Here is a 26,146-nt window from a genome sequence, read left to right as displayed (position 1 = left end):
GTTAAAACTCCTTTCTTACTTTAAGGTATTCGTCCAAGCCTCTTTTTCTTAGCTTACAGGCAGGACATTCCCCGCAACCATCAGCAATTACGCCGTTATAGCAAGTTAGTGTCTTTTTTCTGACAAAATCTAACGCTCCAAGTTCATCAGCTAATTTCCAAGTTTCTGCTTTATCGATCCACATAAGTGGAGTATGAATGACAAATTGTGAATCCATTGATAAGTTAAGTGTTACATTTAACGATTTAACAAAAATATCTCGACAGTCCGGATAACCACTAAAGTCCGTTTCACATACACCAGTCACAATGTGTTTAGCGCCAATTTGACTCGCTAAAATCCCCGCAAACGTTAAAAACACTAGATTTCTTCCAGGAACAAATGAAGATGGCAATCCACCCTCTTCTCCATCCTTAACATCTATATCATCCCGTGTCAACGCACTAGGAGCTAATTGGTTTAAAAGGGCCATGTCTAAAATGTGGTGCCTGACACCAAGTTCATTTGCAATACTTTTTGCACACTCGATTTCAAGACTATGACGCTGGTTATAATCAAAAGTCACTACCTCAACTTCATTAAAGTTCTTTAATGCCCAAAATAAACAAGTAGTACTATCCTGACCACCACTAAAGACAACTAACGCTTTGCTGTTTTTCATATCCTTCATTCTCCTTAAATAGGAAAAACAGCACTACTAAGAAAGCAGTGCTGTTTCTCTTAGTTTTTTTTGAGAGGGGTGCTAGAACCTCTTTAGCAAAAAGCGAATTTTATTTTTATTTTCCGCTACTAACTATACCATAAAAATAAAATTTTCATAGTGAAAAATTTTTCTAACTATCTTTCATCCACGGTTGAGTGAAATATCTATGAAATAAGTGGTAAACTAATTGTATGATTACAAAAAGGAGACCATTCATGACTGATTACAAAATCTTATTTTTAGATATCGATGGAACACTAGTTACCCCGGAGGATACGATTGAAGATTCAACCAAAGAAGCCATTTCACAGATTAAGAAAAAAGGAATAGAGGTATTTCTAGCAACCGGGAGACCGCTTCACGAAATTGATGACATTGCGATGGAATTGAATATTAACTCTTTTATTGGCTATAACGGGGCATACGCAATTTATCAAGGACAAGATATATTTCAAGAACCGATGAACAGTGAAACTGTGAGACATTTTCTAGAAATTGCGGCTGCAAACCAGCATCAGGCAGTGCTGTATACGCATGAAAAAAACTACTATACAGATTTAAACTCAGAAATGATGAATGAGTTTATAAAAAAATTCCATTTACATAAAAATGAAACCTATTCTCCTTCTATTAACAGCATTGTATTAGGGATGACATTGGTCAATCTCCAAGAAAATGAGGCATCTCTTTATAACAGTGAGGAGGGCATCCATTTATCCCAAGTCAATGTTGAAGGAATGAGGCATTGTTATGATGTAATTAGAGACAAAGTAAACAAAGGCTATGGGGTTCAAATGGTTTTAAAGCGTCTTGGCTTGAATAAAGAATGTTCTATTGCCTTTGGTGATGGAATGAATGATAAGGAAATGCTTCAAAATGTTGGAGAGAGTTTTGCTATGGGGAATGGTCATCCAGAACTATTTCAATATGCAAAACATAAAACCACAGATGTGACTAACTCTGGTATATATAATGGGTTAAAAAGGCTTCAGCTAGTGAAATAATTGAGAGGATAGTTATCAATCAAAAGAGGTTGACTCTACACAAAAGGGTCAACCTCTTTTTGAACTACAATTTCGTAAAAATAATCCCAAGTAATGCTGACAATACACCTATGATCTGATATCTTTTTAATTTTTCTTTATAAATTAAATAGCCTGCAAAGACAACCACTAAACAATTTAAACTTACAATCGGGAATACAATACTGGCTGTACCAGTTCTTAAAGCAAAAAAATAACTGCTATAGCCTAAAATACTTATCAGGCCAACGACGGCTCCTACATTTATTTCTAAACCTTGCCACTTTTCCTTCATTGTAATACTACTAATTGCTAAATATATACTTCCCCCACCATACATGGAGATTAAAATTTCCAATGACTGAATATGTAAATAAGATGTCGTTTTCATTAAGATTCCTAGTAAACCAAAAGATGCAATCGCTAGCCCAACACGAATAATCCATGGAATATAATTTATATTTCTATTCTTATCAGATGAATACTGGATAATCATGGCAGACCCAAGCATAATAAGTATTCCTATCCACTGGATAACAGTGATATGCTCATGAAAAATAAGACCAGCACAAAGTATAGGAAATATGGCATTTATGCCAATTAAGGGAGATGTTAAACTGGCAGGTCCCTTTTCAAATGCTTTTGACATTTGGATATTCCCGTTTGCATTTAATATCCCTATCAATGAGCCAAGTAAAATGGTTATTAGATTCATATGCAAAGAGTCATTAACCATTCCAAAACCAAGAGTTACTATAAAGGCGACAAAATAGAAAAAGAATTGAATATGTACTTTTGATAGACCCCGTCCAGTACTCCACTTAAAAATAGTATTATTAGCTCCGAAGCTAACCATTGTTACAAATGCAGCTGCAATCCACATGTAAATCCTTCTCTCTTCATCATTTACTTTCCCATATTAAACCTCTTTTTTTCATTGCTCAACCACTTTTTTAATATTTCCACAACAAAGCGCACCTTTTGCAAAAATATGTTGGTTTTCCAAGTTTTCAGTATTGTTTTGATAGCTTTTGTCAGGTAGCAGGAAAATTGGATGCCTAATGGTGAATAGTTTATTTATGAAGAAATATTTCCTAGATACAAAAAGAAAGGAAAGATTTTATATGAAGACCTATACCTTAAAAGAAGTGTCAAAAAAAATAAATGTTGCGCCTGGAATCTTACGCCAATGGGAGAAGGAATTTGAAGATTTATTAGAAATTCCCCGTTCAAAACAAGGTGCAAGAATTTACACTGACGTAGAAATTGATTTCTTACTAGAAATAAAACAAATGGCTTCAAAAAAATTAAGCAAGGTTTTAATTCGTGAACAATTGCTTAAAGGACCGGAAGCTGAAATCGAGACAATTCCAGCCGAGGTAACGCCTAGTGAAACACAATTAGAGCAAACACAAGAACAAGAACCTGAAAGTGAGACTATTGTAAGTGAGGTACCATTAGAAGTAATTGCTGATTCTCTAACTCCTGTTGCTGTTCATGATGACGTATTTAATAACACAGAACTATTTTTTGAAGCCATGGAGAACTATAAGAAAAACTTCCTAAATGAAGTAAAGGAAGAAATTCGGAATGTAGTTCGGAAGGAAGTTGTTGAAGAAGTAAAAAAAGAAATATATAAAGGAACTTATCATACAGTTAAGTCTATTTCTGACTCCATCTATAAATCCTCAGCAACAACAAAAGCTGATATACAAGAATTATCGGAGTCACTTGAAAGAACATCAGAGAATACCTCACAATCATTACAATACCTTTCCAAAAGCATTGCTAACGTTTCCATAGATACTTCAGAAGAGATTTTCACTCTTTCAAAGCAATTATCTGAGACAACTGAGGAATTAGCACATTATGTTGATGTAACAAATACCGAAATTTCAGGTCTTACCGAAGCTATTACTAAAGACAGGGAATTTTTCATTGAGGAGCGCAATCAATACCGTCATGAAGTTACCCAAAGAGAATTAGCTTTCCAACAAATGCTTACAAGTTTTAGAGATGTAGCTGCTGCTAAAGAAAAGAAATGGTGGAAATTTTGGGCTAATTAAGGATCATTCATTAAATGTTAAAAGCTCCTTTTATTCATAATCGTTTTTCTTAGCCTATCGTCACTCATGGTTTGGGGTTATTTAATTACTAGGAGGTTTTGACATGAATACAAGCGAAGTAGCAAAATCATTAGGGGTATCTGCAAGTACCATTCAAAGATGGGTGAAACAGCTCGAGCTTCCGATGGAAAAAAATGACCGTGGGCATTATCACTTTACTAAGGAAGATATTAATCAACTAAAAACAATTCATGAACAGCTTCAAAATGGTATCCTTCTACAAGAAATTACTCCGGTTAAAGCAAGGAAGAGTGTTCGAAAAGGAGTAGTAACTGCAATTGAAAAGGATGAGATTTTGGAGAAGATTATACAGAAAGTTAATAACTTAGAGGTAAGTGTAAATACAAAGGCAGATTCTGTTGCATCTTATCAACTTCTTCAACATCGTCAAGAAATAGAGGATTTACAAAATCAAGTAAAACACTTAACTAAACAGCTAAGTGACCTTGATGAAAAATTTAATGAAATGAAAAGAATTGCACAATTAGATCAACCACTTGTTCTTAATTCAGGAAAGGTAAAAAGGAAAAAGAAAAATATCGTTAGTTCTATATTTGGTTTTTAATCAATTAACTTACTAATTAGAAATGAGTAAAGAGGTAACCTGAAGTGGCTACCTCTTTATTACTTGGTTTTATCAAGTTAATATTTTCCAATTGTGGTATTTACAAAAATTTATATTCGTAGTTCAACAAGTGGCCGTGTATATTTTTTAATTAAATAACTACCAAGAATTAAACAGATAATAAATGAGAAGATAAATAGAAAAAGGTAATTTCCTAAAATAGGATGTATATTGTCATCGAGCATAAACATCTGAACTGATTTAATAATAAATCCATGGAACAAATAGACATAGAGAGTTCTTTCTCCTATTTTTGTAACCTTAAAGTGGGCTGATGGAATTAAAACCATAAATCCATAGATTACGATTAAGGTTAATACATATTGAATCCCTCTTATTAAACCATCTGAAATGTTCTTTCCACCCATATTTGCATATGAAGTATCTCCTAAGAGCCACGGAACAGCATCTTTTGGAAAGGCAGTCCCAAAGTATATCAGTGTTCCTGCAATGATGATTAATCCTATTGGAAGTGAATACTTTGTACGAATTAAAGTTCTAAGCTGATTTTCTTTTAACAGATAGCCTAATAAGAAATATGGAAAAAATACAAATGTTCTAGATATACTTAAAAAACTTCCCACTTGGTCAACATAACCTATACAAATTCCTAACATTATTGCTAGGGCAAATCCCATCCATTTTAATTTTGCAAATAGATATAATAACAAATTCCAACAAAACAAGCTTAGTAAAAACCAAAGCGTCCAATGAGGATGTAAAAAATCAAAACTAAGCCTTTCCTCTTGACCATTAAAGTAATAATAAATGGAATACATAATTTGGAATATAAAGTAAGGTATTAATATTTTTTGTACTGATTTGGATAAATAGCCTTTCTTATTAAATCCTTTTGCAAAATACCCTGAAATCATGATAAAAGCTGGCATATGAAAAAGAAATATAACTGTATATAAAGTAAAAAGAAATCCATCCTGTTCTTTTAATGGACTAATGAGATGTCCAAAAACCACGAGAAATATCAAAATAAATTTTGCGTTATCAAAATATTTACTCCTTTTTGAAGTGGAAGCCATTTTATCACCCCGTTGTGTATAATTGACCCAAAAAGGTATACAAATAACTTTTTCCCGATAAAGGTAGCCCTAAATTTGTTAAGCATACTGGTCTAATCATTATTCTACCCTGCTAAGATTACAGAATTATGTTGTTCAATTTACTTTTTATTGCATATCAATTACAATTCTGAAATAGTAATCCGAATTACCCACGATAAATTTACCAAAATAAAAAGAGAGCTTAATAAACTAAGCTCTCTTCCTCAATGGTCAATAATATCCATTATTCTGTTGCTCATTATCTCATCGTAATTTTCCTTTATCACTTCAAGGGGTTCCCGAAGAACGTTTGAGAGAAACCTAAGATATTCATTATCTGGACGAAGCCAACATGAATTATTTCGTTTAAGAAACCTTTCTGCCTCGGCAAATGTTTTAAAGCTTCCCTCCAATTTCTTTCCATTATGTAAAATGCTAAAATGGTTATCCTCTGCAAATCGCAGGACATAAAAATTTTCACCCTGTTGGTTTTGATAACTAGTAACGAATGGTGAATTTTTTACGTTGAATTCATTTCGATCTGAATCTGGTTTAAGTGGCATGAATTCAAATATATTCTCAATAAATAATTTAAAGGCTTCACTTGTCATTTCTGAACCAGATGCTTTAGGGTGCCCCCCTCCCCCATACTTTTTGGCGAATTGAGCCACATTGACCTCATCATGAATGGTTCGGAAGCCCATTTTCTTACCACCCACATTTAATAAGACAATCATATCCAAATGGGGATAAAGATTGTTTAAGGCATTTCCGAGTTCTGACAAATACTGCTCTGCATGCACAACTCCTATGCAGTAATCATCTACAAAGGTTTGAATCATTTGCCTACTTTTAGAATGAATATAGCGACTAATTTTCTGCTCTTCAATATCGAGGAGCAAATTTTCTGTCTCATTTAACATAAATGATTCTTTATTTTCGGTTAACCTCTTTAGCATTTCTTCCTCGAACTTTTCCCGATTCAAAATATAAAACAAATCATTTAACCGTTTTGCTGTGACATTATTGTTTTGATCCCATTCCCAAGTATCATACTGTCGAACTAATTCAATAAACTCCTCTAAAGCCTTATTTCGCTCTATTATTTGATTCTCAATTAAGTAATCATAGTACAAAGAGGTTGCACAAGTTAGATTTCCTGTTTCATATTCTGTTTTTACAAAACCCCATTTATATTGGTTAAAATGCATGGCAGTTACATGATGATCAATCATTTGTACATGTTTCCCCCGCTGGTACCGTTCTTCGAGTTTCTTCTCAATAAGCTCATTTACTGCTAAATCTGTAATATAGATTTCTTCCTCTGCATTCTCTGGATTTGTGATTACTGACTCAACTCTTTGATTTAGATTTCGATATGAAGAATAGTATACATTGACCTTATCTCCAAAAGCTATTTTTGCAATCAGTCCACACCCCAGACCATCTAAATCAATATCTGTAAAAAGCTTGACCATACCTACACCTTCCAATCTCTATTCATAACGTTTAGTAGTTTGTAACCTTAAGATTACTCTTATCCAAATAAAATTTCAAAGTATAAAACCTACTTATATGACCAGGTGATAGTAATCACAGACATGAATACATCCGAATGTTATGATGCAGGAGAAATAACTAAAACATGAAATGAGGTATTAAATTGAATTTTCCGCAGTTAAAAATTGGTCATATGATGCCAAAGGTTCCGATTATACAGGGTGGCATGGGTGTAGGTATTTCACTAAGCAAGCTAGCTTCGGCTGTCGCAAATGCAGGTGGGATTGGGATTATTTCTGGTACTGGAATAACCGTAGATGAGTTACGAGCACATATCCGGAAAGCCAAGGATCATATTAAGGGTTCAGGATACATTGGCGTAAATGTTCTTTTTGCTATGAATGACTTTGCTGAAAAAATGAAAGCCGCTTTAGAAGAGAAGGTTGATTTTATTATTTCCGGAGCTGGAATTTCTAGAGATATGTATTCTTGGGGTAAACAAGCTGGAATACCTGTTATTTCCATTGTCTCTTCAGCAAAACTAGCAAAAATTTCTGAACGGCTCGGAGCAGCGGCAGTGGTCGTAGAAGGTTTTGAGGCTGGAGGACATCTTGGAACAGACCGTCCGATGTTCGAAATCCTACCAGAAATTGTTGATGCCGTATCTATACCAGTTATTGCAGCTGGTGGAATCATGAATGGTTATGATATTGCAAAAGCACTTTCCATGGGTGCATCTGGAGTACAAATGGGGACGAGATTTGTAGCGAGTGAGGAATGTGATGCTCCATTTGCTTTTAAGGAAAAGTATGTAAAAGCAAAGAAAGAAGATTTAGTCCTAGTGAAAACCACCGTGGGTTTACAAGGCAGAGCAATAAATAACAAGTTTACTAAATTAATTAGTGGTTCAAATAAACTTAAAATCGCGAAATGCCATGATTGTTTAAAAAATTGCTCATACCGATTTTGCACCCTAGATTCATTACTAACATCCGTTTCAGGGGATGTTGAAAATGGGCTTGTGTTTGCTGGAGCCAGAGTGGATGAAATCAAAGACATCCTTCCGGTCCAAAAAATTATTGACAATCTTACAGAAGAGTATCGTTCCGTACAAGTGGATTCAATATTATCACTTTGATAACTAAGGCTCGACCGTATCACTTTGATATGGTCGAGCTTTTCCTTTAAGTTACAAAATAAAAATTTGAGTAAAAAAGCACTCGCTGCTAAAAATAATTTAAGAAGACGCAGAAGGGAGGTAACAATCATGACCAATCGTAACGATAACCGTGAACGTAAAAATAAATATCCAAACAATAAGAAACAAGATACCGAATTCTCTAAGGAAACAAGTATTCGAAGTGAGATGACCAAAAAAGACTTAGGGAAATAATTACTTAATTAGCTGACTCATAAAGCCAGAACCTTCATTAGGGTCAGCTATCCCCTTATTTACCTAGTCTATAATAACCTCTTTTTAATCCAAAATAACAAAACCAAATAGCTTGAAGGAAGAAGAAGATTCCCCAGATTTGTGGAGGGATAATCACTGTTAGACGTGCAAGATTTGCTGCATCCCCTGCTACAGGAGGTTGAAGAAAACTTAGATACAGAATTTCAAAAGCACTTTTAACCGAGTCAACAAGTAAAATTGATGCTATTAACAATAATGAATACTCTCTTACATTTTGACTTCCTTTAATGAGTAGGAAAAGAAAACCAACAGCGAAAGAACAAAGCCAAAATATCCCATAAGGATTTCGTACCCAAAAAATTAGATTTAAAAAGACAAATCCTAATAAAATATCAATTAATATTGTATGTTTATTTTTACCAATCAGTAAAAAAGATAAAAATGCCATAAATGAAGCAAATATATACCCAGCAAGACTTGTCACGAAACTACCGATCCATGTCGACTGGCTACTATACGTAACTCCTTCTGCGTTCATAAATAAAGAAATCCGCTCTACTTTCCCTCCGAATAAAGCAATCAATGCGTGGCCTGATTCATGGATGAGGGTATTGATTATTTTTATATAATTTCCAAAAAGAGGTACATGAATTAATAAAAAAGCCAACAAGAGAAAAAGAAAAAATTTTGTGCTCAACTTATCACGAATAATGCCCATAACAATCCCCCTCATCTAAAAATAATATTAAATTCATTTTAACATTTTTCTGTAAAAACAACTAAACTAACACTCTCACAAATAAGCAGTGCACCACAAGGTTCGACAAACCAACAACCTTTGTGTTATGATTAAGTTGTTAGTTAACTGGGTAATACATTTCTTAAGGGGGAATGAACTTGATAGAGTTTAAGAACATAGTAAAAAAATATCGCAACAAAACAATCATTAATCCATTCTCATTGGAAATAGAGGCTGGTCAATTAGTTGTCTTTATTGGTCCGAGTGGTTGTGGTAAAACAACATTGCTTAAAATGATTAATAAATTGATTCAACCTACCGCTGGAAATATATTTGTTAATGGAACAGATATTTCAACAATGAATCCAATAGAACTTCGCAGGAATATTGGGTATGTTATTCAAAACACCGGGCTGTTTCCACATATGACCATTAAAGAGAACTTAGAATTAATTCCTAAACTCAAGGGAGAAGATCCTAAGGCAATTGCTAATAAAACAAAGGAATTACTCACATTGGTAGGTTTAGAACCAAAAGAATACCTACAACGCTTTCCAAAAGAGTTAAGTGGTGGTCAACAGCAAAGAGTTGGTGTAGCAAGAGCCTTCTCAACAAACTCCGATATCATCTTAATGGATGAACCCTTCAGCGCACTAGACCCAGTTACAAGAAGCTCTCTGCAGGATGAACTTTTCCAAATGCAAAAGGAACTTAATAAAACTATTATCTTTGTCACACATGACATGGATGAAGCTATTAAAATAGCAGACAAAATTTGTATTTTAAAAGATGGAGACATTCTACAATATGACACACCGGAAAATATTCTTAAAAATCCTGCTAATGACTTTGTAGAAGATTTTATTGGAAAAAGAAGAGTTTGGAACAATCCTGAATTATTATTGGCAGAGGATATTATGATTCATCATCCAATTAAGATTAATGCGATGCGAAACGTCTTGCAGGCGATTGAAATCATGAAAGAAAATAAAGTGGATAGTTTAATGGTAACTGACAGAAGCAACGTCCTTCAGGGGCTAGTTACTTTAAAAAGCATCCAGTTGCTTAACAGGAATACTTCAATCGAACATATCATGGAGAAAAATGTATTATCTGTATCACAAGATGCCAATTTAATCTCTGTCTTAGCGATGATGAATGAACATAAAATTGGATATTTACCTGTTGTTAATCAGACTAACCAATTAACTGGTCTTATTACAAGAAGCAGTATATTATCCGCTTTAAGTAGCCAACTAATTGACTTGGAGGTGGCATTTTGATGAGTAATTTTTGGAACTATGTAACTTCAAACTATGAACAAATTACTGACTTATTAGGACAGCATCTTTATTTAAGCATCATTTCTGTACTCATTGCTATTATTATCGGTATTCCACTAGGAATCTTAATTTCAAATGAACCAAAGCTTTCAAAACCTATAATTGGAACTACAAATGTTATTCAAGCTGTTCCCAGCTTAGCTTTACTCGGCTTTCTTATACCATTTATTGGAATTGGGAGTAACCCGGCAATTGTAATGGTCGTGCTATATTCTCTCCTCCCTATTGTAAAGAATACGTATACGGGTTTAACAAACATTGATGGAGACATTCTGGAAGCCGCCAAAGGCATCGGTCTGACCAAAAGTCAAACGATGAGAAAGGTGCAGTTACCACTTGCCTTCCCGATGATTATGGCGGGTATCAGAATTTCAGCAGTTACTGCTGTTGGTCTAATGACGATTGCAGCCTTCGTAGGTGCAGGTGGGCTTGGTTATTTAGTATTCTCCGGAGTACAGACTGTTGATAACAACATGATTTTAGCTGGAGCAATACCAGCGTGTATTTTAGCGCTCTTGATTGACTTTGTTGTCGGAAAACTTGAAGCTTCACTTTCTTATACTAGCAAGAAAAGCAGGTCCACGAATTCTGTTAAAAAAGGTAAAATGGCAAAAAAAGTTATGATTGCCATTGCGTCCTTATTATTGGTAGCTGCTGGCGCCTTTAAAGTTTATTCAACAGCAAATGCAAAAGAAAAGATTGTCATTGGTTCGAAAAACTTCAGTGAACAATTAATATTAGGAAACATGCTAGCCGATTTAATCGAAAATAAGACAGATATCCAAGTTGAGAGAAAGTTGAATCTTGGCGGTAGTCAGGTAGCCTTTAGTGCCCTTAAAAACGGGGATATTGATTTATATGTTGAATATACCGGAACTGGCTTGGTTAATATTTTAAACCAGCCTCCACAAAGTAATCCCGATCAAGTCTATAATTATGTTCAAAAAGAATTTAAGAAAAAATATGATATTGAATTATTAAAACCAATTGGATTTAATAATACCTATGCTTTGGCAGTGAGACAGGACACAGCTAAACAATATAATTTAAACACCATTTCCGACCTTGCTAGAGTGAGCAACGGCCTGATTATGGGTCCAACAATAGAGTTTCCTAATCGTGAAGATGGGTTAATCGGTCTTTCTAAGACTTATAATATGACATTTAAAGATGTGAAAGCAGTAGACGGTGGACTACGCTATACCGCTCTCAAGAACCATAAGAGTGATGTAATTGATGCGTTTTCTACAGATGGCTTACTTGAAGCCTTCCAATTAAAAGTATTAGAAGATGATAAACACTTCTTCCCTCCATATTACGCAGTTCCTATAATTAAGGAAGAAACCTTAAAGGAACATCCAGAGCTTAAAAAAGTATTAAATTCTCTATCAGGGAAACTGACAGACGAAAAAATGCGTGAGTTGAATTATAAGGTTGATAGTCTCAAACAGTCACCTGCAAAAGTAGCCAAAGAATTCCTGAACAAAGAAGGTTTACTTGAATAGATTTTCATTCCTACTATTTAGAAGAGGCAGACCCTTATGAGGTTGCCTCTTCTTTTTAGAACTAGTCGTGTAAAAAATGAAGCACCCTATCATAGGTTTGATCATCACCTATAATTAGGAGTGTATCTCCCTCCATAATTAATGCGTAGGGCCCTGGTGAAATAATCAATTCACCCTTTCGTTTCATACCAATGACAGTTCCCCCAGTATTTTGCCAAAACTTTGTCTCAGAAATTGTTTGACCAATATGAGAACAACCTGGGAAAACCTCTATCTCAATAGGGGCTAATGGATTCGTATGACGAAGTTTTCCTGAGTAATCCATAATTTTTCTTAATGTTTCAAATAGCTGCTCATCCAGTTTATCTCTTTCCTCTATTAATGAGTTCATTTGTTTCTCAAGATCTTTAATACTCTCTAAATTCGAAAAACGATGAATATATTTATAGGCATTCTCTCTAGAGGAGATAACAATCCCACTGCCTTTTGTGGATTGGACGATGTCCACATCCTCCAATATCTTTATCGCTCTTCGAACTGTTTCGGGAGATACTTTATATTCGCTCGCTAAAGTCGACCTTCCATGAATCTTTTCTCCAACTTTAAACTTTCCATCGTATATTCTACTGGCTAAATCAATTGCAATCCGCTCGTATGTTGGTATTTGTGCTTTTTGCATAGAAACCTCCACCTATTTATTCTACACACTTGTTTCTATCGTCTCATTCAATATACCTCTTTATAGATGTGGATGCGAGAAATAAATCAATGATATCAAATTTATTAATTGGACATAATTGTAAAGAGCGTTTTATTATGAGGTGAGCACATGAAACGAAAATTAATTGTAGTGTTAAGTGTAGTATTTATTATTTTTATGGTTTTTCTGGTAGTTTTCTACTTATTAAAAGGAGATACATCCAGATGGCAGGTATCACTTGGAGGCATTTTCGTAAGTGCCATTCCGCTTCTACTGTTATTCAAAAAAAACATTCCTTTTAATGTCCCACTAATATTGGGATATTATCTCTTCATTTTTTGTTCTTTATTTCTCGGATCGATATCTAGTTTTTATCTTCACTATAAATGGTGGGATTCTACCCTTCATTTCTATAAAGGGCTATATGTTGCTCTTGCCGGCATTACTTTGTATAAAATTTGTATCCCTGAAAAGGTACGCGATGAACTCTCAAAATGGATTCTTTTTTTGTTTGTACTTTCACTTGCTGCTTTAGCAAGTGTCATTTGGGAGGTTTATGAATTTTTAGGTGACTTGACTCCAATTACACACACCATGCAGCGTGGAGGAAATACGGATACCATGTTAGACTTGCTCTTTGGGTTAGCAGGAGGTCTAATAATAGCCATTTATTCCATAGTAAGAAAACAAAACGTATAATGTGAGGTAAAGATATGAACCGAAAGCTGGTTATTATTTTAAGTTTACTTTATGTTCTATTTATGGCTGCATTAGCTGTATATTATTTTACAAATGGTGTGAGCTTTAAGGGAACCGTTGCTATTGGCGGAGTTGTTTGTGGTGCGGTACCACTATTTTTAGCATTGTTTACCAAACTTCAATTTAATTTGCCAATCGTTATTTCTTATTTAATTTTTTTGGTAGGCTCCCAATATTTTGGCTCAATCCTAGGTTGGTACGGACTAGGCTGGTGGGATACATTTATGCACTTTGTCAGTGGAGCCATCCTTGCTTTTTCAGGAATTGCCTTATACGAACGCTTAATCCATAGAAATGCTGGAGATGAGATTTCCCCTTGGTTTGTTTTTTTATTTACATTATCATTTGCCGCATTTGGAGGAGTTTTGTGGGAAGTTTATGAATTTAGCTCTGATCAATTTTTTAATATGACCCTACAAGGTGGGGGTAACAAAGACACCATGACTGATTTAATCGCAGATACTATAGGTGGTCTTGTAATAGCAATTGTGGCGGGAATCAAAACTCGCGCGAAGTTGAAGAAGAATATATATGAAGGCTGACTCCAAGTAAAAGAGTCAGCCTCTAATTTCATCTCCATTAAACTGTAACAGGAACAAAAAACTCTTCATAAAGAGCTTGAACTGCTCGTTTCTCATCCACTTCCTTAACTCCAAACATCATGCTAACCTCTGACGATCCTTGATTAATCATTTCGATATTAACACTATGCCTTGCTAATGCCTTAGATGCTCTCGCCATCGTACCGACATTATGCCGCATCCCTTCACCGACAACCATAATGAGTGCTAAGCTATGTTCAACTTTTACCAAGTCAGCCTGCAATTCTGTCTTAATACGATGGAGAATCTTTTTTTCTAGGCTTGTATTTAGTTGATTCTCTCTCATAATAACTGATATATCATCTATCCCTGAAGGTGTGTGTTCGTATGAAAGTCCAAAGTCCTCTAACACACCCAATAGTTTCCGCCCAAAGCCAATTTCTCTGTTCATTAAATACTTGCTTACGTAAATGCTGCAGAATCCTTTGTCACTCGCTATTCCAATTACAGGACCATTTGAGTTATGCCGCTCATTAACAATCCTTGTACCAGGAGCTGCTGGATTATTCGTATTTTTAATCTGAACAGGTATTCCAGCTCGAAAGGCCGGAACCAGTGCTTCATCATGCAATACGGTAAACCCTGCATATGATAGTTCTCTCATTTCACGGTATGTTAATTCCTTAATTTCTCTTGGCTTACTCACAATATTTGGGTTAACAGAATAGACTGCATCCACATCAGTAAAATTTTCATATAAGTCGGCTTTTACTGCATTGGCTAAGATAGAGCCCGTAATATCAGATCCACTGCGGGAAAATGTGAACACTTCCCCCTCCTTGCTGTAACCAAAAAACCCTGGAAAGATTAAAATCCCCGAACGATTTCTGAGTGAGTACAAATTTTCATAAGCCTCTGATAGTACTTGAGCATTCCCTGGTTCATCACTGACAAGGAGCCCCGCTTCAAGAGGGTCAACATAATGGGCTTCAAGGCCCTGTTTCCGAAAATAGGCGGCTGTTAGTTTAGCTTGGTTATCTTCCCCACTTGCTTTTACCCGGTCCAAAAATCGATCTGGTTTTTCTTTGTCAGCTAGGAGTCTTCCCATTAAATCATCACGAATCTCTCTAATAACAGTATCAGGTAGGGAAAGTTCCTCAGCAATATAAGCATATCGCTCAATCACCGCATCAACCTTTTTCATTGTTTTATGGTTCTGTAAAGCTGCCTCAGCACACTGTATTAATAAGTCTGTGACCTTTTCATCATTAGGAAATCGTTTTCCAGGTGCAGAAACAACTACAATTTTTCGCTCAAGGTCTGATATAATAATTTGGTATACTTTCTCCATTTGTTTTCCGGAAGCCAATGAGGAACCTCCAAACTTAACTACTTTCATGTTACATCTCCCTATCCTCTGAAAATATAATCTTAATTTTATTCCAATTCTGAAAATAATCAAGTGTTTTTTTCCTTTCTACACGCACACTTGTCCACTCTAGAAAAACAAAACAAAAAAAAACAGTGAGAATAGCAAACTAGTCTCACTGTTTATTATTATTAATTTAATTATCTAGCGAACCATTTCAATAAAATGGGAGAGGATTTTGGCAGTTAACCCCCAAATTACTTTATCATGATAAAGATAAAAATATTCTTCCAGGTCTCTCGTCCGCCAATTATAGTTCTCTCCACCCGCTATTAGCTCATATGGAAAATTTTCTTCTGGCTCCGCTTTAAAGTTAATGTGGTAAATGGATGGAGAATGATGGATAAAAAAAGATATAGGGACTGTAAAGACCTCCCCAACCTCTGACGGATTTGGTTGTATGTCCTCAGGATTAGTAATCAATCCAACAAACGGATAAACAATCATTCCAAATGGGGAAATCATATAATCAAGTGGAAATATGTTAGTTATTTCTTCTCTTCTAATTCCTAATTCTTCAACCGTCTCTCGAATGGCTGCCCCCTTTTCATCTGTATCCTGTAAATCTATCCTTCCTCCTGGGAAACATATTTCCCCTGGCTGCCTTCTTAATTCCAGAGACCGCACTTCAAATAATACATGAATTTCATCGTCTTTTTGTATAAGCGGCAGCATGACTGCATATTTTGAAAATTTCTCACTCCCTAAAATAGTTGGAGTATGATTTGTTAGTTTGTTTATTATTTTTTCAAGCTCCATGAGTACACCTCGATTCATTTTAGACTATATAGATATTTCTACCATACCATTTTTATAAGTATAAGCGCTTTTTATTTGCGTATACAGGACAAAAAAATAAGGCCAACTCAAAAACCCTGAGTCAGCCTCATCATTAATTCTCATTCCAAGTAAACATATAGCCGGGATCTTCTAACTCTTGTGCAGTTTTTACAATTTTAAGAGGGTGGAAGGTGTCGATCATAACAGCTAGTTCTAGCGTTTCTTTTTTTCCAATACTCGCCTCTGTTTTACCAGGATGTGGCCCATGGGGTATACCACCTGGATGGAGTGTAATTGAACCCTCCTGAACTCCCTTACGGCTCATAAAATTACCTTCCACATAATAGAGGAGCTCGTCACTATTCACATTACTGTGATAATACGGTGCTGGAATGGCTTCCGGATGATAGTCATACAGGCGTGGTACAAAAGAACAAACAACAAAATTATTTCCTTCAAATGTCTGATGGACTGGAGGGGGCTGATGGACCCTCCCTGTAATAGGTTCAAAATCCTCTATATTAAAGGCCCAAGGATATAAATACCCATCCCAGCCAATGACATCAAGTGGATGATGTCCAAGTATATGTGAAGAAATGACCCCTCTTGATTTCGTTAATACCTCAAATTCTCCCTTTTTATCATAAGTTACAAGTGTTTCAGGTCCACGTATATCCCGCTCACAAAACGGGCTATGTTCAAGGAGCTGACCATATTCATTCCGATAACGTCTAGGGGTAGTAATTTGACTAAAGGACTCCACAAATAACATTTTTGTTATTTCATTTTCATTAGGAACTACACGGTAAATCGTTCCAATAGGTACAATAAGGTAATCCCCTGGTCGATAAGATATGGTACCAAACATTGTCTCTAACTTTCCAGTACCATGATGAATAAACAGCATTTCATCCCCATCACCGTTTCGATAGAAGTTCTTCATTGGCGTAGTCACATTTGCCGTTCCAATTAGTAAGTCCTGATTTCCTAAAAGATAATTTCGAGCAGTTAGACCGTCCCCTTGCTTATCCGTCTTACTACTAAAAAAGTGCCGATGCTTCAAAGACTGCTGTTCCTCATATTCAGGCAAATAAGTACCGATTAATTCTGACTTTAATACTTCCGTTGGCATGTACTGATGGTAAAGAATAGATTGGGTTCCTGAGAACCCTCTCGTCCCCATTACCTGTTCACGATACAGGCTCCCATCTTCTTTCTTAAACATCGTATGCCGTTTATGCGGGATTTTTCCCATTTGACGGTAATACATTATTTCACCTCATTTCCATCCGTAATTTTATTACAAAGAATACCGAGATGTTCAACTTCTAATTCTACTAGGTCACCTGGTAAAAGCCATCTGTGGACCTTTTGGCCAAGTTCGAGAATACAACCTGTACCAACTGTTCCTGAACCAATTATTTCTCCAGGGTAAAGTATAACACCCGCTGAGGCTCTCGCAATCATCTCACCAAAGGAATAATGAAGTTCCTTCATATTTCCATTTGAAAGCAAAGTACCATTCACACGCGCCCTCATCTGTAGATCATAACCCTTATCAGCCCTAAGCGACTCCAACTCTTCTTTCGTAACAATCCATGGACCAATAGAAGTTGAAAAATCCTTCCCCTTTGCCGGACCAAGACCTACCTTCATTTCTTTCCTTTGAAGGTCCCTTGCGCTCCAATCATTTAATATACAATAACCAAAAACATATTTATCGGCGTCTTCCGCTCTAATGTTTTTACCCTTTTTCCCAATAATACAGCCAATTTCCAACTCGTAATCTAGCCATTCACATTCATTTGGCATCATGATAGCATCATCTGGACCCTTAAATGCTAGATGATTAGAAAAATAAAAAACAGGGATGTCGTACCATTCCGGAATCATCTCAAGGCCCCGGTTTTCCCTTGCTGTTTTAACATGCTGTTCAAATGCATAAAAATCACGAAAGCTCCTGGGCATAGGAAGAGGTGCTTTTAACCGAATTTCACTTAATGGATACCTTCCTTTTTGTTGTTCACTAGTTACTGGAGCGAGATTCATCACCATTTTCATATTTTCTTCGCTATTATCTAAAAACTCCAGCAGGCTTTTAGGCAGTTTGCCATCAGAAACCTCGTACATATCCACTACAAAGTCACCATCCAGCCACCCAGATCTGATTGTTTTGTCTGCTTTTTCAAAGGTTACAAATTTCATGGCACTCACCTATTATCTATTTTCGAATCATATCAAACGTTTTTGCCAATGGGTTAGTAAAGGTGTTACCAGCCATTCTGCCTATCGGCTGTAATTTTAATGTATCAATTCTCCCTTTATCATAAAGCTCATCGTTTACATGGACATGTATTACTTTTCCAATCACAAGACTGCCCGCACCAGGCTTATCGCCAAAATGCAATACTTGATAGAGCTCACATTCTAAGTGAACGAGTGATTCTTTGATTCGAGGTACTTTCACTTTAATACTTTGTTCCTTTGTTAGATTCACTTCCTCTATTTCATCCACAGAGGAAGCAAACTCAATGGCACAATCGTTCATTTGTGCTGCCATACTTTCACTGACAATATTAATCACAAATTGACCTGTACTTTCAATATTGACTAATGTATCTTTCTTCGCCCCATCTGTTCCCCTCCTCATAGGGGAAAAACAGATGAGCATGGGGTCCGCGCAAATAGCGGTGAAAAAACTGAAGGGTGCTGCATTTGCGATGCCATTTGCATCTATTGTTGATACAAAGGCAATGGGACGTGGCAAAATCGATCCGACTAAAAGCTTATATGCATCTTTCCATTCAAGTGTTTCTGGTGAGATTTCCAACTACTGTCCACCACTCTTTCAAGTAACCAATTAGGTCCACAAGGGAGAACACGTCTCCCTTGCTCTGATAATATTTCTTCAATAACTATCTTATATTTTTCCAGTGTTATAGATTGCCGCGTCGTTCCTGTTCACGCTCAATCGATTCAAACAGTGCCTTGAAGTTTCCTTCCCCAAAGCCTCTAGCTCCTTTACGTTGAATGATTTCAATAAATAATGTAGGGCGATCTACGATTGGCTTCGTAAAAATCTGCAGTAAGTATCCCTCATCATCACGATCTACTAAGATATTTAATTCCCTAAGCTTTTCTATCTCCTCATCAATTTTTCCAATCCGCTCACCTAATGATTCATAATAAGTAGCAGGAGTCTTGAGGAACTCCACACCATTCTTCTTTAAAGTGGTTACTGTTGAAACGATATCTTCAGTTAAAATCGCTAAGTGCTGTACTCCTGGCCCATTATAGAATTCTAGATACTCTTGAATTTGTGATTTTCGCTTCCCTTCCGCAGGTTCATTGATAGGAAACTTAATTCGACCACCATTGTGCATAACCTTCGACATTAGAGCAGAATATTCCGTGGTAATGTCCTTGTCAGAGAAATGCTTCATTTCCTTGAAACCCATTACTTTTGAGTAGTACTCCACCCACTCCTCCATGCTTTCCACGTTGCCAACCACGTGATCAATACCGATTAATCCTGCATCCTCAATTGGCAATGCAACTGAATAAGGTTCAAATCCTGGTAAAAAAGCACCTTGGTAGTTTTTCCGTTCAATTAACGTATGGATCGTGTCACCATATGTACCAAGAACGGCTTTCTTAATCGTCCCATGACTGTCTTTCAGTTCAAATGGGGGTGCGATAGCAATTGCCCCTCTATTTACAGCTTCCTCGAATGCTTTTTCTACATTATCAACCAATAACGCTACGTCTTTCACACCATCACCATGTTTTTTCACAAACTGTGCAACCCTGCTGTCCTCTTTATATGTGCCAGTAATAACAAGACGAATATTTCGTTGTTTTAAACAATAGGAAACGCTTTCACGATTTCCCGTTTCAAGACCAGAATAAGCAACGGGTTGAAACCCAAAAGCAGTGCTAAAAAAGTGACAAGCCTGCTTAGCATTTCCAGTGTAAATTTCAATATAATCCACATCTCTTACAGGAAAAAAATCATCTACAAGTTGTTCTGCTGTTAATCTATTTTCTTTCATCGAGAAACCTCCATTAAATAATGTAATAATATTCAGAATTAATTTTATATGAAGTTGTCTTGTCCATTCAAGAGTAGAAAGTAAAGCAATACCGCTTTTAGGCATTAAAGAAATTTTATTTAAATCAGTTATTTCCCTTAGAAAAACAAAAGAAACTACCTGAATACACAGGTAGTTTGCAATATATACAAGTTGGAAATATTCGTTTAGGAGGAGGCTACACAAAAATAAATTTGAAAAATTTTTTTCTATGACAGAATAGCCCGATCATTCGCCATTTGTGCCCCACGAATTCTCTTAAACTCACTTAATAAACTTTCAATTGTAAGATGCTTTTTATTCTCTTCATTGACCTCTAAGATCACTTGACCTTTATCCATCATGATTAATCTGTTCCCCAGGTCAATAGCCTGCTGCATATTATGTGTGACCATTAGTGTTGTCAGTTTGTATTTATCAACAATTTCCTTCGTCAGTGCGGTTATAAGCTCGGCCCTCGATGGATCAAGAGCTGCTGTATGTTCATCTAATAACAGGATTGAAGGCTCAGTAAAGGTGGCCATCAATAAGGATAAAGCCTGCCGTTCCCCACCTGACAATAAACCAACCTTTGCATTGAGACGATTTTCTAAGCCTAGGTGCAAAGATTCCAGAACTTCACGGAAATATTCACGTCTTTTTTTGGTTACACCCCACCTAAGTGTTCTAGTTTTATTTCTTGAGTAAGCCATTGCCAAATTTTCTTCAATGGTCATACTAGGAGCTGTTCCAGCCATAGGGTCTTGAAAAACACGGCCAATCATTTTTGAACGATTGAATTCAGACATATGTGTCACATTTTTACCACCAATATGAACTTCGCCAATATCCGGAAATAGTACACCCGAGATAATATTCATTAGTGTTGACTTACCTGCCCCATTACTGCCAATCACTGTGACAAAATCTCCAGGATCAAGAGTAAGGTTAATATGGTCAATGGCAATTTTTTCATCGGGTGTTCCCTCATTAAAGATTTTATGAATCTGACTTAAGTGCAGCATGATTTTCCCCCTTTGCCACTGCGGGTGACTGTACGATGTTAATTCTTTCGTTTCGTCTCTTCGCTTTCCGCTTTCTCTCTCTTGAACCTTCTATAATTTTCGGTGCAGTTAATGCAATAATAACAATGAGTGCAGTAATTAGCTTCATATCTCCCGGATCTAAGAATTCAACTCGTAAAGCTAAGGTAACGACAATCCGATATATAATCGATCCCCCAATAACTGCGAGTGTAGTTCTCGCAATCGTCCTTGTACCAAATAAAGCTTCACCGATTATTACCGATGCTAATCCAATGACAATCATTCCTATTCCCATTCCAACATCCGCAAAACCACCTTGTTGGGCAATAAGTGCACCTGAGAATGCAACTAAAGCATTAGACAGGCCTAATCCAAGAACAACAAGAAGGTTGGTATTGGCTGAAAGGCTTCGAATCATTCGTTTATTATCACCTGTTGCCCTTACAGCAAGACCAATTTCTGTTTGTAAGAATACATCCGTTAAGAATTTAATCAACAAGGTAACAATAATCATAAAAATCAATATCCCCCATGTTTCAGGAAGACTATCACCTAGACCAATCAGTGACAAAATACTATTAAATAATGAATCAATCCCAGTCTTTTCAAATAAACTACTTATTTTTGTAAAAGCCGTATCCGTATTTAATAATGGTATATTTGAACGACCCATAATTCTAAGGTTAATAGAATAAAGAGCAATCATCATAAGGATACCTGAAAGCAGGTTATTAATTCTTCCAAATGTATGTAAAAGGCCTGTCATGCAGCCTGCTGCAAATCCGGCAAATAAAGCCATAATTGTCGCTAAAAACGGATTTGTTCCATTTGCGATCATGACAGCCGAAATCGCTGCTCCCGTTACAAAACTTCCATCCACTGTTAAATCAGGAAAATCTAAAATGCGAAAGGAAAGATAGACGCCCAGCGCCATAATCGCATAGATGATACCTGCCTCAAAAGATCCAAATATGGCTGTAAACATTGAAATCATCCCTTCTTTATGGCTATTTTTTATTTACATAAAAAAACACCATTTCTTTACTAACCTATGTATAAATCAAGGAGAGAACAACAAAATGTTCTCCTCCTTGAAATAGTGTCAATCTTATTTTCCTTCGTAAAACTCTCCTAGCTTCTTCCAATCATCATTAACCTTTAATCCTTGTGCTTCTGCAGCAGACTTATTAATAACAAGTTTTAAACTGCTTGGAAGTTCAACTGGTATTTCAGATGGCTTTTTCTTTCCGGATAAAATTTCTGCTGCCATTAAACCAGATTGATAGCCAAGATCAAAGTAACTAAAACCACTTGCAGCAACGGCACCTTTTTTCATCGAATCCAGTTCACCCACGAACAATGGAATCTTTTTGCTATTTGCAATCGATATAACAGAATCAAGGGCAGTAACAACCGTATTATCTGTTGGTATGTAGATTGCATCCACACGCCCTACAAGAGATTCAGCAGCCTGTTTTACTTCTGCAGTAGTAGACACGGAAACTTCTACAAGTTTTGCTCCCTTCGCTTCTGCCAGCTTCTTCACTTCTTTCACCTGAACAACAGAATTTTGTTCTCCTGAGTTGTAGATGACTCCTACCTTTTTGGCTTTCACTTCTTCTGTAATAAAGTTAATTGTTTTTTTCGTTGCATCAGGATGGTTATCAGTGGTACCGGTAATATTTTTACCTGGTTTATCAAATGCTTCTACTAATCCCGCTCCTACAGGGTCTGTTACAGAAGTGAAAATGATAGGAATTTCCTTCGTCGCATTCAATGCGGCTGTCGCACTCGGAGTAGCATTTGCAAAAATTAAATCAACTTTATCTCCAACAAAGTTATTGGCAATGGTTTGGGTGTTATTCATATCTGCTTGTGCATTTTGTTCATCGAATTTAGCTTTTATCCCCTTGTCCTTCAATGCTTTTTTAAAGCCTTCTGTTGCAGCATCTAAAGATGGATGAGGAGCAAACTGGGTAATGCCAATTTTAAATTCTTTCTCTGCCCCACCCTTTCCAGCTTCTCCTGAGGATTCCTTACTGCCACAACCCGCAAGCATCAGCATTCCTGCTAATGCAAAGGAAAATGCTCGAACTTTTTTCTTCATTTAGATCCCCCTTAATGTCGTTAATATTAATTTTCTAAAAATTTTTTATATTAAAAATTATTCTAGTATTTTTTTTGAACAAAAGCAATAGAAATACGAAAAATATTTTTTCACTTTAAAGCGGCATACCAAGTTAGTGCGAACATTTTTGAGTTGAAAACAAAAAATGCCTTCTATCTAAATAGAAGGCTTTAGTGAATATATATAAGATTATGAGTGGAGTAACAAAAATATGTGTATTACCAATCGCGAGTATTCTCAAGTAATTGATCAATCTCAACAGTGTGTACTTTGTATCCATTTTTCTCAGATGTTAGACCCGAAGTAGCTTCTAGTAATTTGTCGATATCAATAATAACGATTCCCATATCTAACCTCCATAGAATTTTGTTTTGAACCTATCAATGGTCCCTTTACCAAAGGATTCGTCTTTTCTCTATTAAACATGGGGGTCGTTTTCTAAAAAAACAAAACTCCCTATGAATAAGTTTTTTTAAAGATTACTAGTAAGGTATGATAAATTTCACTATTTTTTCACAAAAAGGGGTTTACAATGGGATTTGGAATCAGACAAGTAGTTGGGGGACTTCTTGTTTGATATTCATATAACGGGAGGGGTTTTTATGTACCAATCTATTGCGTGGTATGCTACCTTATTTTTCGTTTTCCTATTAGCACTTGCTTTTTCTTTTGTGTACGGGGAATCGAGAAAATTTAAAGAGTATGGACCAATTCAAGAAAAAGGCTACAAGATACGTAAGTTCTACTTTCTTGGGTTACTAGCTTTAATGGGTTTTGCTTCAGCGATGTCACTAAGCAAACTTCCTTACCATGATCAGCATGCACATGCTGAGGAGAATGGTAAAGTTGTTGATGTGACAGGTATGCAGTTTAGCTGGAATTTAAGCAATGAAGACTTTGTAGTTGGAGAGCCTATACAGTTTCGTGTGACAAGTAAAGATGTAACACATGGTTTTGGACTTTATGATAGTGATCTTAAGCTAATCGGACAAACACAAGCTATGCCAGATTATACTAATACTGTTTCGATTACATTTGAAAAGCCAGGAACATATAAAATCCTATGCTTAGAGTATTGCAGTACGGGTCATCATGTGATGATGAAGGATATCATCGTTAAACCGAAAGGAGGTAAATAAAATGGAGAATTCGTCTAGAAATTACATTAAAAAAGGCGTGTCATTATCCTTATTAGTCACCTCGGTCATACTGGTACTTATGATGACTTTTGGCGTCATGATGTTATTAAATCAAGGAAATGTATTTGAAATTTCATCACAGTTATTTTATAAAATCATGACAGTACACGGAACGGGAATGGTTGGTATTGCCGCTTTAGGTGGAAGTGCCATCATGTGGTATTTTTTATCAAAGTATATTCGCTTAAATCATAAGGTGTTTTTTGCAAACATGATCTTATCTTTAATCGGTGTCGTAATGATTCTTACAGCCATTTTTGTCTTTAATTTTTCTGATGGTTGGACCTTTCTTTACCCACTTCCATCCTTTTCAGCGAAGATTAATGGAACAACTGGGGCTTTATTATTTCTTTTTGGTCTATTAATTTTAGGTGTTGGATATTTGGTCATGTATTTTTACTTAGCCGCTAAACTCATAAAAGAATACGGAGGTTTAGGAAAATCACTAGGTTGGGATTATATTTTCAGAGAAAAAAAAGGATACGGACCACCTGCTGCAGTGGTGGCGACAACAATGGTCATAATCGCGAATTCTACTGGCATTCTTGCAGGAGCTACTGCATTGGTAGAATCAATTTTAAATATTTTAAATCCTAATTTCACCTTTGATCCGATGTTAGCCAAGCATCTAACCTATGCTTTCGGTCATATTTTTGCCAATTGCACCATCTATATGGCGGTTATTGCAGTCTATGAAATCTTATCAGAGTATACAGGACGTCCTTGGAAATCAAATAAAGCCTTTTTGATTGCATGGAACTTCTCAACGTTATTCACATTAATGATATATACTCATCATTTGTTAATGGATTTTGCAGTACCAAAATGGATGTTAATCATCGGTCAAGTTTTTTCATATGCAAATGGTTTACCAGTAATGGTCGTTACCGCATATGGTGCGTTAATGATCGTATTTCGATCTGCTGTTAAATGGGATTTTGCATCTAGTATGATGTTTTTAGCAATGTTTGGATGGGTTGCTGGTGCGGTTCCTGCCATTATTGATGCGACTATAGTTGTAAACCACGTCATGCATAATACTAAATGGGTTCCTGGACATTTCCACACATACATGGGCATGGGTGTAGTTGCCATGATTTTCGGATTTATGTATTACTTTAATAAAACAGAAGGTACACAAAAGCAAACTGGGCTTGATAAATTTGCGATTTCAATTTATTTCTTTTTCTTTACTGGAATTGCTGGCTCGTTTCTTTACGCAGGAAAAATAAGCGCCCCACGGCGGTGGGCTGAACATTTACCAGAATGGACGGGTTCTGACCAAGTGGGAGCCCTTTGTGGTGTCTTTGTCATTATAGCTTCAATTATTTTTACCATTAGATTTTTCAATGGATTAAAAACGGTTGGTAAGCAAACTGACATCAAAATTTCAAAATCAGCCTCCTAAAAAGGAATAACAAATCCAGCCAATAGACTCTGGCTGGATTTGTTATTGTC

The 26,146-nt window shown here is 36.1% G+C and carries 27 protein-coding genes; 11 read left to right on the top strand and 16 right to left on the bottom strand.

What is annotated here, in order from left to right:
* Nucleotide 1 precedes the first annotated feature (1 nt).
* Nucleotides 2-661: a 7-cyano-7-deazaguanine synthase QueC gene (gene queC / locus AA0X95_RS13470; RefSeq protein ID WP_413309619.1), complete on the bottom strand. Its 660-nt coding sequence runs from the start codon at nt 659-661 to the stop codon at nt 2-4.
* A gap of 257 nt (nt 662-918) precedes the next feature.
* Between queC and AA0X95_RS13465 the strand changes: the two genes are divergently transcribed.
* Nucleotides 919-1,707, top strand: coding sequence for an HAD family hydrolase (locus AA0X95_RS13465; RefSeq protein WP_413309617.1), 789 nt, complete (start codon nt 919-921; stop codon nt 1,705-1,707).
* 64 nt (nt 1,708-1,771) lie between these two features.
* Here the strand turns inward: AA0X95_RS13465 and AA0X95_RS13460 are convergent, their stop codons facing one another.
* Nucleotides 1,772-2,608, bottom strand: a complete 837-nt coding sequence (locus tag AA0X95_RS13460; RefSeq protein ID WP_413309615.1) for an EamA family transporter — start codon at nt 2,606-2,608, stop codon at nt 1,772-1,774.
* 241 nt (nt 2,609-2,849) lie between these two features.
* On the opposite strand from AA0X95_RS13460, the gene AA0X95_RS13455 reads away from it, so the two are divergent.
* Nucleotides 2,850-3,791, top strand: coding sequence for a MerR family transcriptional regulator (locus AA0X95_RS13455; protein WP_413309613.1), 942 nt, complete (start codon nt 2,850-2,852; stop codon nt 3,789-3,791).
* Nucleotides 3,792-3,894: 103 nt separating this feature from the next.
* Nucleotides 3,895-4,416: a MerR family transcriptional regulator gene (locus AA0X95_RS13450; protein ID WP_413309611.1), complete on the top strand. Its 522-nt coding sequence runs from the start codon at nt 3,895-3,897 to the stop codon at nt 4,414-4,416.
* A 110-nt stretch (nt 4,417-4,526) separates the two neighbouring features.
* Here the strand turns inward: AA0X95_RS13450 and AA0X95_RS13445 are convergent, their stop codons facing one another.
* Together AA0X95_RS13445 and AA0X95_RS13440 are read right to left on the bottom strand one after the other, a co-directional pair.
* Nucleotides 4,527-5,513 carry an acyltransferase family protein gene (locus AA0X95_RS13445; protein WP_413309609.1) on the bottom strand — a complete coding sequence of 329 codons (987 nt, stop codon included), beginning with the start codon at nt 5,511-5,513 and terminating at the stop codon, nt 4,527-4,529.
* 245 nt (nt 5,514-5,758) lie between these two features.
* Nucleotides 5,759-7,012 (bottom strand): DHH family phosphoesterase, encoded by a 1,254-nt coding sequence (locus AA0X95_RS13440; protein WP_413309607.1) that lies wholly within the window; start codon nt 7,010-7,012, stop codon nt 5,759-5,761.
* A 215-nt stretch (nt 7,013-7,227) separates the two neighbouring features.
* Between AA0X95_RS13440 and AA0X95_RS13435 the strand changes: the two genes are divergently transcribed.
* The gene (locus tag AA0X95_RS13435; protein WP_413310030.1) at nt 7,228-8,172 is read left to right on the top strand and encodes an NAD(P)H-dependent flavin oxidoreductase; all 945 of its coding nucleotides are present in this window, start codon (nt 7,228-7,230) and stop codon (nt 8,170-8,172) included.
* A 129-nt stretch (nt 8,173-8,301) separates the two neighbouring features.
* Nucleotides 8,302-8,427 (top strand): hypothetical protein, encoded by a 126-nt coding sequence (locus AA0X95_RS13430; RefSeq protein ID WP_308083633.1) that lies wholly within the window; start codon nt 8,302-8,304, stop codon nt 8,425-8,427.
* A gap of 55 nt (nt 8,428-8,482) precedes the next feature.
* On the opposite strand, the gene AA0X95_RS13425 is transcribed toward AA0X95_RS13430, so the two are convergent.
* The gene (locus AA0X95_RS13425) at nt 8,483-9,166 is read right to left on the bottom strand and encodes a M50 family metallopeptidase (protein ID WP_413309605.1); all 684 of its coding nucleotides are present in this window, start codon (nt 9,164-9,166) and stop codon (nt 8,483-8,485) included.
* Nucleotides 9,167-9,345: 179 nt separating this feature from the next.
* On the opposite strand from AA0X95_RS13425, the gene AA0X95_RS13420 reads away from it, so the two are divergent.
* Complete coding sequence (locus tag AA0X95_RS13420; RefSeq protein WP_413309603.1) at nt 9,346-10,470, top strand: ABC transporter ATP-binding protein; 1,125 nt, start codon at nt 9,346-9,348, stop codon at nt 10,468-10,470.
* Nucleotides 10,470-12,035 (top strand): glycine betaine ABC transporter substrate-binding protein, encoded by a 1,566-nt coding sequence (locus tag AA0X95_RS13415; protein WP_413309601.1) that lies wholly within the window; start codon nt 10,470-10,472, stop codon nt 12,033-12,035. Before AA0X95_RS13420 ends, AA0X95_RS13415 begins: the two co-directional genes overlap by 1 nt.
* Before the next feature lie 61 nt (nt 12,036-12,096).
* On the opposite strand, the gene AA0X95_RS13410 is transcribed toward AA0X95_RS13415, so the two are convergent.
* Nucleotides 12,097-12,714, bottom strand: a complete 618-nt coding sequence (locus AA0X95_RS13410) for a TrkA C-terminal domain-containing protein (RefSeq protein ID WP_413309599.1) — start codon at nt 12,712-12,714, stop codon at nt 12,097-12,099.
* A gap of 150 nt (nt 12,715-12,864) precedes the next feature.
* On the opposite strand from AA0X95_RS13410, the gene AA0X95_RS13405 reads away from it, so the two are divergent.
* Both AA0X95_RS13405 and AA0X95_RS13400 read left to right on the top strand, forming a co-directional pair.
* On the top strand, nt 12,865-13,434 hold the full coding sequence (locus tag AA0X95_RS13405; protein ID WP_413309597.1) for a membrane-spanning protein: 570 nt from the start codon (nt 12,865-12,867) through the stop codon (nt 13,432-13,434).
* A gap of 14 nt (nt 13,435-13,448) precedes the next feature.
* A complete protein-coding gene (locus AA0X95_RS13400; RefSeq protein ID WP_413309595.1) occupies nt 13,449-14,036 on the top strand; it encodes a hypothetical protein in 588 nt (195 codons plus the stop codon).
* A 37-nt stretch (nt 14,037-14,073) separates the two neighbouring features.
* Here AA0X95_RS13400 and AA0X95_RS13395 read toward each other — a convergent pair whose 3' ends face one another.
* The 10 genes from AA0X95_RS13395 to AA0X95_RS13350 form a co-directional block, all read right to left on the bottom strand.
* Complete coding sequence (locus AA0X95_RS13395; protein WP_413309593.1) at nt 14,074-15,435, bottom strand: aspartate kinase; 1,362 nt, start codon at nt 15,433-15,435, stop codon at nt 14,074-14,076.
* Between the two features lie 174 nt (nt 15,436-15,609).
* Nucleotides 15,610-16,224, bottom strand: coding sequence for an NUDIX hydrolase (locus AA0X95_RS13390; RefSeq protein ID WP_413309591.1), 615 nt, complete (start codon nt 16,222-16,224; stop codon nt 15,610-15,612).
* Nucleotides 16,225-16,357: 133 nt separating this feature from the next.
* Nucleotides 16,358-17,515, bottom strand: coding sequence for a homogentisate 1,2-dioxygenase (locus AA0X95_RS13385; RefSeq protein ID WP_413309589.1), 1,158 nt, complete (start codon nt 17,513-17,515; stop codon nt 16,358-16,360).
* A complete protein-coding gene (locus AA0X95_RS13380; RefSeq protein ID WP_413309587.1) occupies nt 17,515-18,450 on the bottom strand; it encodes a fumarylacetoacetate hydrolase family protein in 936 nt (311 codons plus the stop codon). Before AA0X95_RS13380 ends, AA0X95_RS13385 begins: the two co-directional genes overlap by 1 nt.
* Before the next feature lie 16 nt (nt 18,451-18,466).
* A complete protein-coding gene (locus AA0X95_RS13375; protein ID WP_413309585.1) occupies nt 18,467-19,075 on the bottom strand; it encodes a flavin reductase family protein in 609 nt (202 codons plus the stop codon).
* Nucleotides 19,076-19,181: 106 nt separating this feature from the next.
* On the bottom strand, nt 19,182-20,297 hold the full coding sequence (hppD, locus tag AA0X95_RS13370) for a 4-hydroxyphenylpyruvate dioxygenase (protein WP_413309583.1): 1,116 nt from the start codon (nt 20,295-20,297) through the stop codon (nt 19,182-19,184).
* Nucleotides 20,298-20,545: 248 nt separating this feature from the next.
* Nucleotides 20,546-21,340, bottom strand: coding sequence for an ABC transporter ATP-binding protein (locus AA0X95_RS13365; RefSeq protein WP_413309581.1), 795 nt, complete (start codon nt 21,338-21,340; stop codon nt 20,546-20,548).
* Entirely contained in the window at nt 21,315-22,346 is a 1,032-nt protein-coding gene (locus AA0X95_RS13360; RefSeq protein ID WP_413309579.1) for an ABC transporter permease, read from the bottom strand. The genes AA0X95_RS13365 and AA0X95_RS13360 overlap by 26 nt, the downstream gene beginning before the upstream one ends.
* Nucleotides 22,347-22,469: 123 nt before the next feature.
* On the bottom strand, nt 22,470-23,468 hold the full coding sequence (locus AA0X95_RS13355; RefSeq protein WP_413309577.1) for an ABC transporter substrate binding protein: 999 nt from the start codon (nt 23,466-23,468) through the stop codon (nt 22,470-22,472).
* A gap of 239 nt (nt 23,469-23,707) precedes the next feature.
* A complete protein-coding gene (locus AA0X95_RS13350) occupies nt 23,708-23,836 on the bottom strand; it encodes a hypothetical protein (protein ID WP_413309575.1) in 129 nt (42 codons plus the stop codon).
* 255 nt (nt 23,837-24,091) lie between these two features.
* On the opposite strand from AA0X95_RS13350, the gene AA0X95_RS13345 reads away from it, so the two are divergent.
* The gene (locus AA0X95_RS13345) at nt 24,092-24,628 is read left to right on the top strand and encodes a cytochrome c oxidase subunit II (protein WP_413309573.1); all 537 of its coding nucleotides are present in this window, start codon (nt 24,092-24,094) and stop codon (nt 24,626-24,628) included.
* Between the two features lies 1 nt (nt 24,629).
* On the top strand, nt 24,630-26,096 hold the full coding sequence (locus tag AA0X95_RS13340; RefSeq protein ID WP_413309571.1) for a cbb3-type cytochrome c oxidase subunit I: 1,467 nt from the start codon (nt 24,630-24,632) through the stop codon (nt 26,094-26,096).
* The last annotated feature ends 50 nt before the right edge of the window (nt 26,097-26,146 follow it).

Origin of the sequence: Neobacillus phoenicis, assembly GCF_047302305.1 — a bacterium.
In the GTDB taxonomy this organism is placed as follows: Bacteria; Bacillota; Bacilli; order Bacillales; family Cytobacillaceae; genus Neobacillus.
Note: the sequence above shows the minus strand (reverse complement) of the source record. Positions and strands in the feature narration are given on the sequence as shown.

Excerpts from the sequence above, each read along its gene's own strand:
- AA0X95_RS13350 (WP_413309575.1), bottom strand. The coding sequence starts at position 23,836 with ATGGGAATCGTTATTATTGATATCGACAAATTACTAGAAGCTACTTCG.
- AA0X95_RS13415 (WP_413309601.1), top strand. The coding sequence starts at position 10,470 with ATGAGTAATTTTTGGAACTATGTAACTTCAAACTATGAACAAATTACT.
- queC (WP_413309619.1), bottom strand. The coding sequence starts at position 661 with ATGAAAAACAGCAAAGCGTTAGTTGTCTTTAGTGGTGGTCAGGATAGT.
- AA0X95_RS13365 (WP_413309581.1), bottom strand. The coding sequence starts at position 21,340 with ATGCTGCACTTAAGTCAGATTCATAAAATCTTTAATGAGGGAACACCC.
- AA0X95_RS13445 (WP_413309609.1), bottom strand. The coding sequence starts at position 5,513 with ATGGCTTCCACTTCAAAAAGGAGTAAATATTTTGATAACGCAAAATTT.
- AA0X95_RS13410 (WP_413309599.1), bottom strand. The coding sequence starts at position 12,714 with ATGCAAAAAGCACAAATACCAACATACGAGCGGATTGCAATTGATTTA.
- AA0X95_RS13360 (WP_413309579.1), bottom strand. The coding sequence starts at position 22,346 with ATGTTTACAGCCATATTTGGATCTTTTGAGGCAGGTATCATCTATGCG.
- AA0X95_RS13355 (WP_413309577.1), bottom strand. The coding sequence starts at position 23,468 with ATGAAGAAAAAAGTTCGAGCATTTTCCTTTGCATTAGCAGGAATGCTG.
- AA0X95_RS13425 (WP_413309605.1), bottom strand. The coding sequence starts at position 9,166 with ATGGGCATTATTCGTGATAAGTTGAGCACAAAATTTTTTCTTTTTCTC.
- AA0X95_RS13465 (WP_413309617.1), top strand. The coding sequence starts at position 919 with ATGACTGATTACAAAATCTTATTTTTAGATATCGATGGAACACTAGTT.
- AA0X95_RS13430 (WP_308083633.1), top strand. The coding sequence starts at position 8,302 with ATGACCAATCGTAACGATAACCGTGAACGTAAAAATAAATATCCAAAC.
- AA0X95_RS13460 (WP_413309615.1), bottom strand. The coding sequence starts at position 2,608 with ATGTGGATTGCAGCTGCATTTGTAACAATGGTTAGCTTCGGAGCTAAT.
- AA0X95_RS13400 (WP_413309595.1), top strand. The coding sequence starts at position 13,449 with ATGAACCGAAAGCTGGTTATTATTTTAAGTTTACTTTATGTTCTATTT.
- AA0X95_RS13340 (WP_413309571.1), top strand. The coding sequence starts at position 24,630 with ATGGAGAATTCGTCTAGAAATTACATTAAAAAAGGCGTGTCATTATCC.
- AA0X95_RS13345 (WP_413309573.1), top strand. The coding sequence starts at position 24,092 with ATGTACCAATCTATTGCGTGGTATGCTACCTTATTTTTCGTTTTCCTA.
- AA0X95_RS13380 (WP_413309587.1), bottom strand. The coding sequence starts at position 18,450 with ATGAAATTTGTAACCTTTGAAAAAGCAGACAAAACAATCAGATCTGGG.
- AA0X95_RS13395 (WP_413309593.1), bottom strand. The coding sequence starts at position 15,435 with ATGAAAGTAGTTAAGTTTGGAGGTTCCTCATTGGCTTCCGGAAAACAA.
- AA0X95_RS13435 (WP_413310030.1), top strand. The coding sequence starts at position 7,228 with ATGATGCCAAAGGTTCCGATTATACAGGGTGGCATGGGTGTAGGTATT.
- AA0X95_RS13455 (WP_413309613.1), top strand. The coding sequence starts at position 2,850 with ATGAAGACCTATACCTTAAAAGAAGTGTCAAAAAAAATAAATGTTGCG.
- AA0X95_RS13405 (WP_413309597.1), top strand. The coding sequence starts at position 12,865 with ATGAAACGAAAATTAATTGTAGTGTTAAGTGTAGTATTTATTATTTTT.
- AA0X95_RS13385 (WP_413309589.1), bottom strand. The coding sequence starts at position 17,515 with ATGTATTACCGTCAAATGGGAAAAATCCCGCATAAACGGCATACGATG.
- AA0X95_RS13450 (WP_413309611.1), top strand. The coding sequence starts at position 3,895 with ATGAATACAAGCGAAGTAGCAAAATCATTAGGGGTATCTGCAAGTACC.
- AA0X95_RS13390 (WP_413309591.1), bottom strand. The coding sequence starts at position 16,224 with ATGGAGCTTGAAAAAATAATAAACAAACTAACAAATCATACTCCAACT.
- hppD (WP_413309583.1), bottom strand. The coding sequence starts at position 20,297 with ATGAAAGAAAATAGATTAACAGCAGAACAACTTGTAGATGATTTTTTT.
- AA0X95_RS13440 (WP_413309607.1), bottom strand. The coding sequence starts at position 7,012 with ATGGTCAAGCTTTTTACAGATATTGATTTAGATGGTCTGGGGTGTGGA.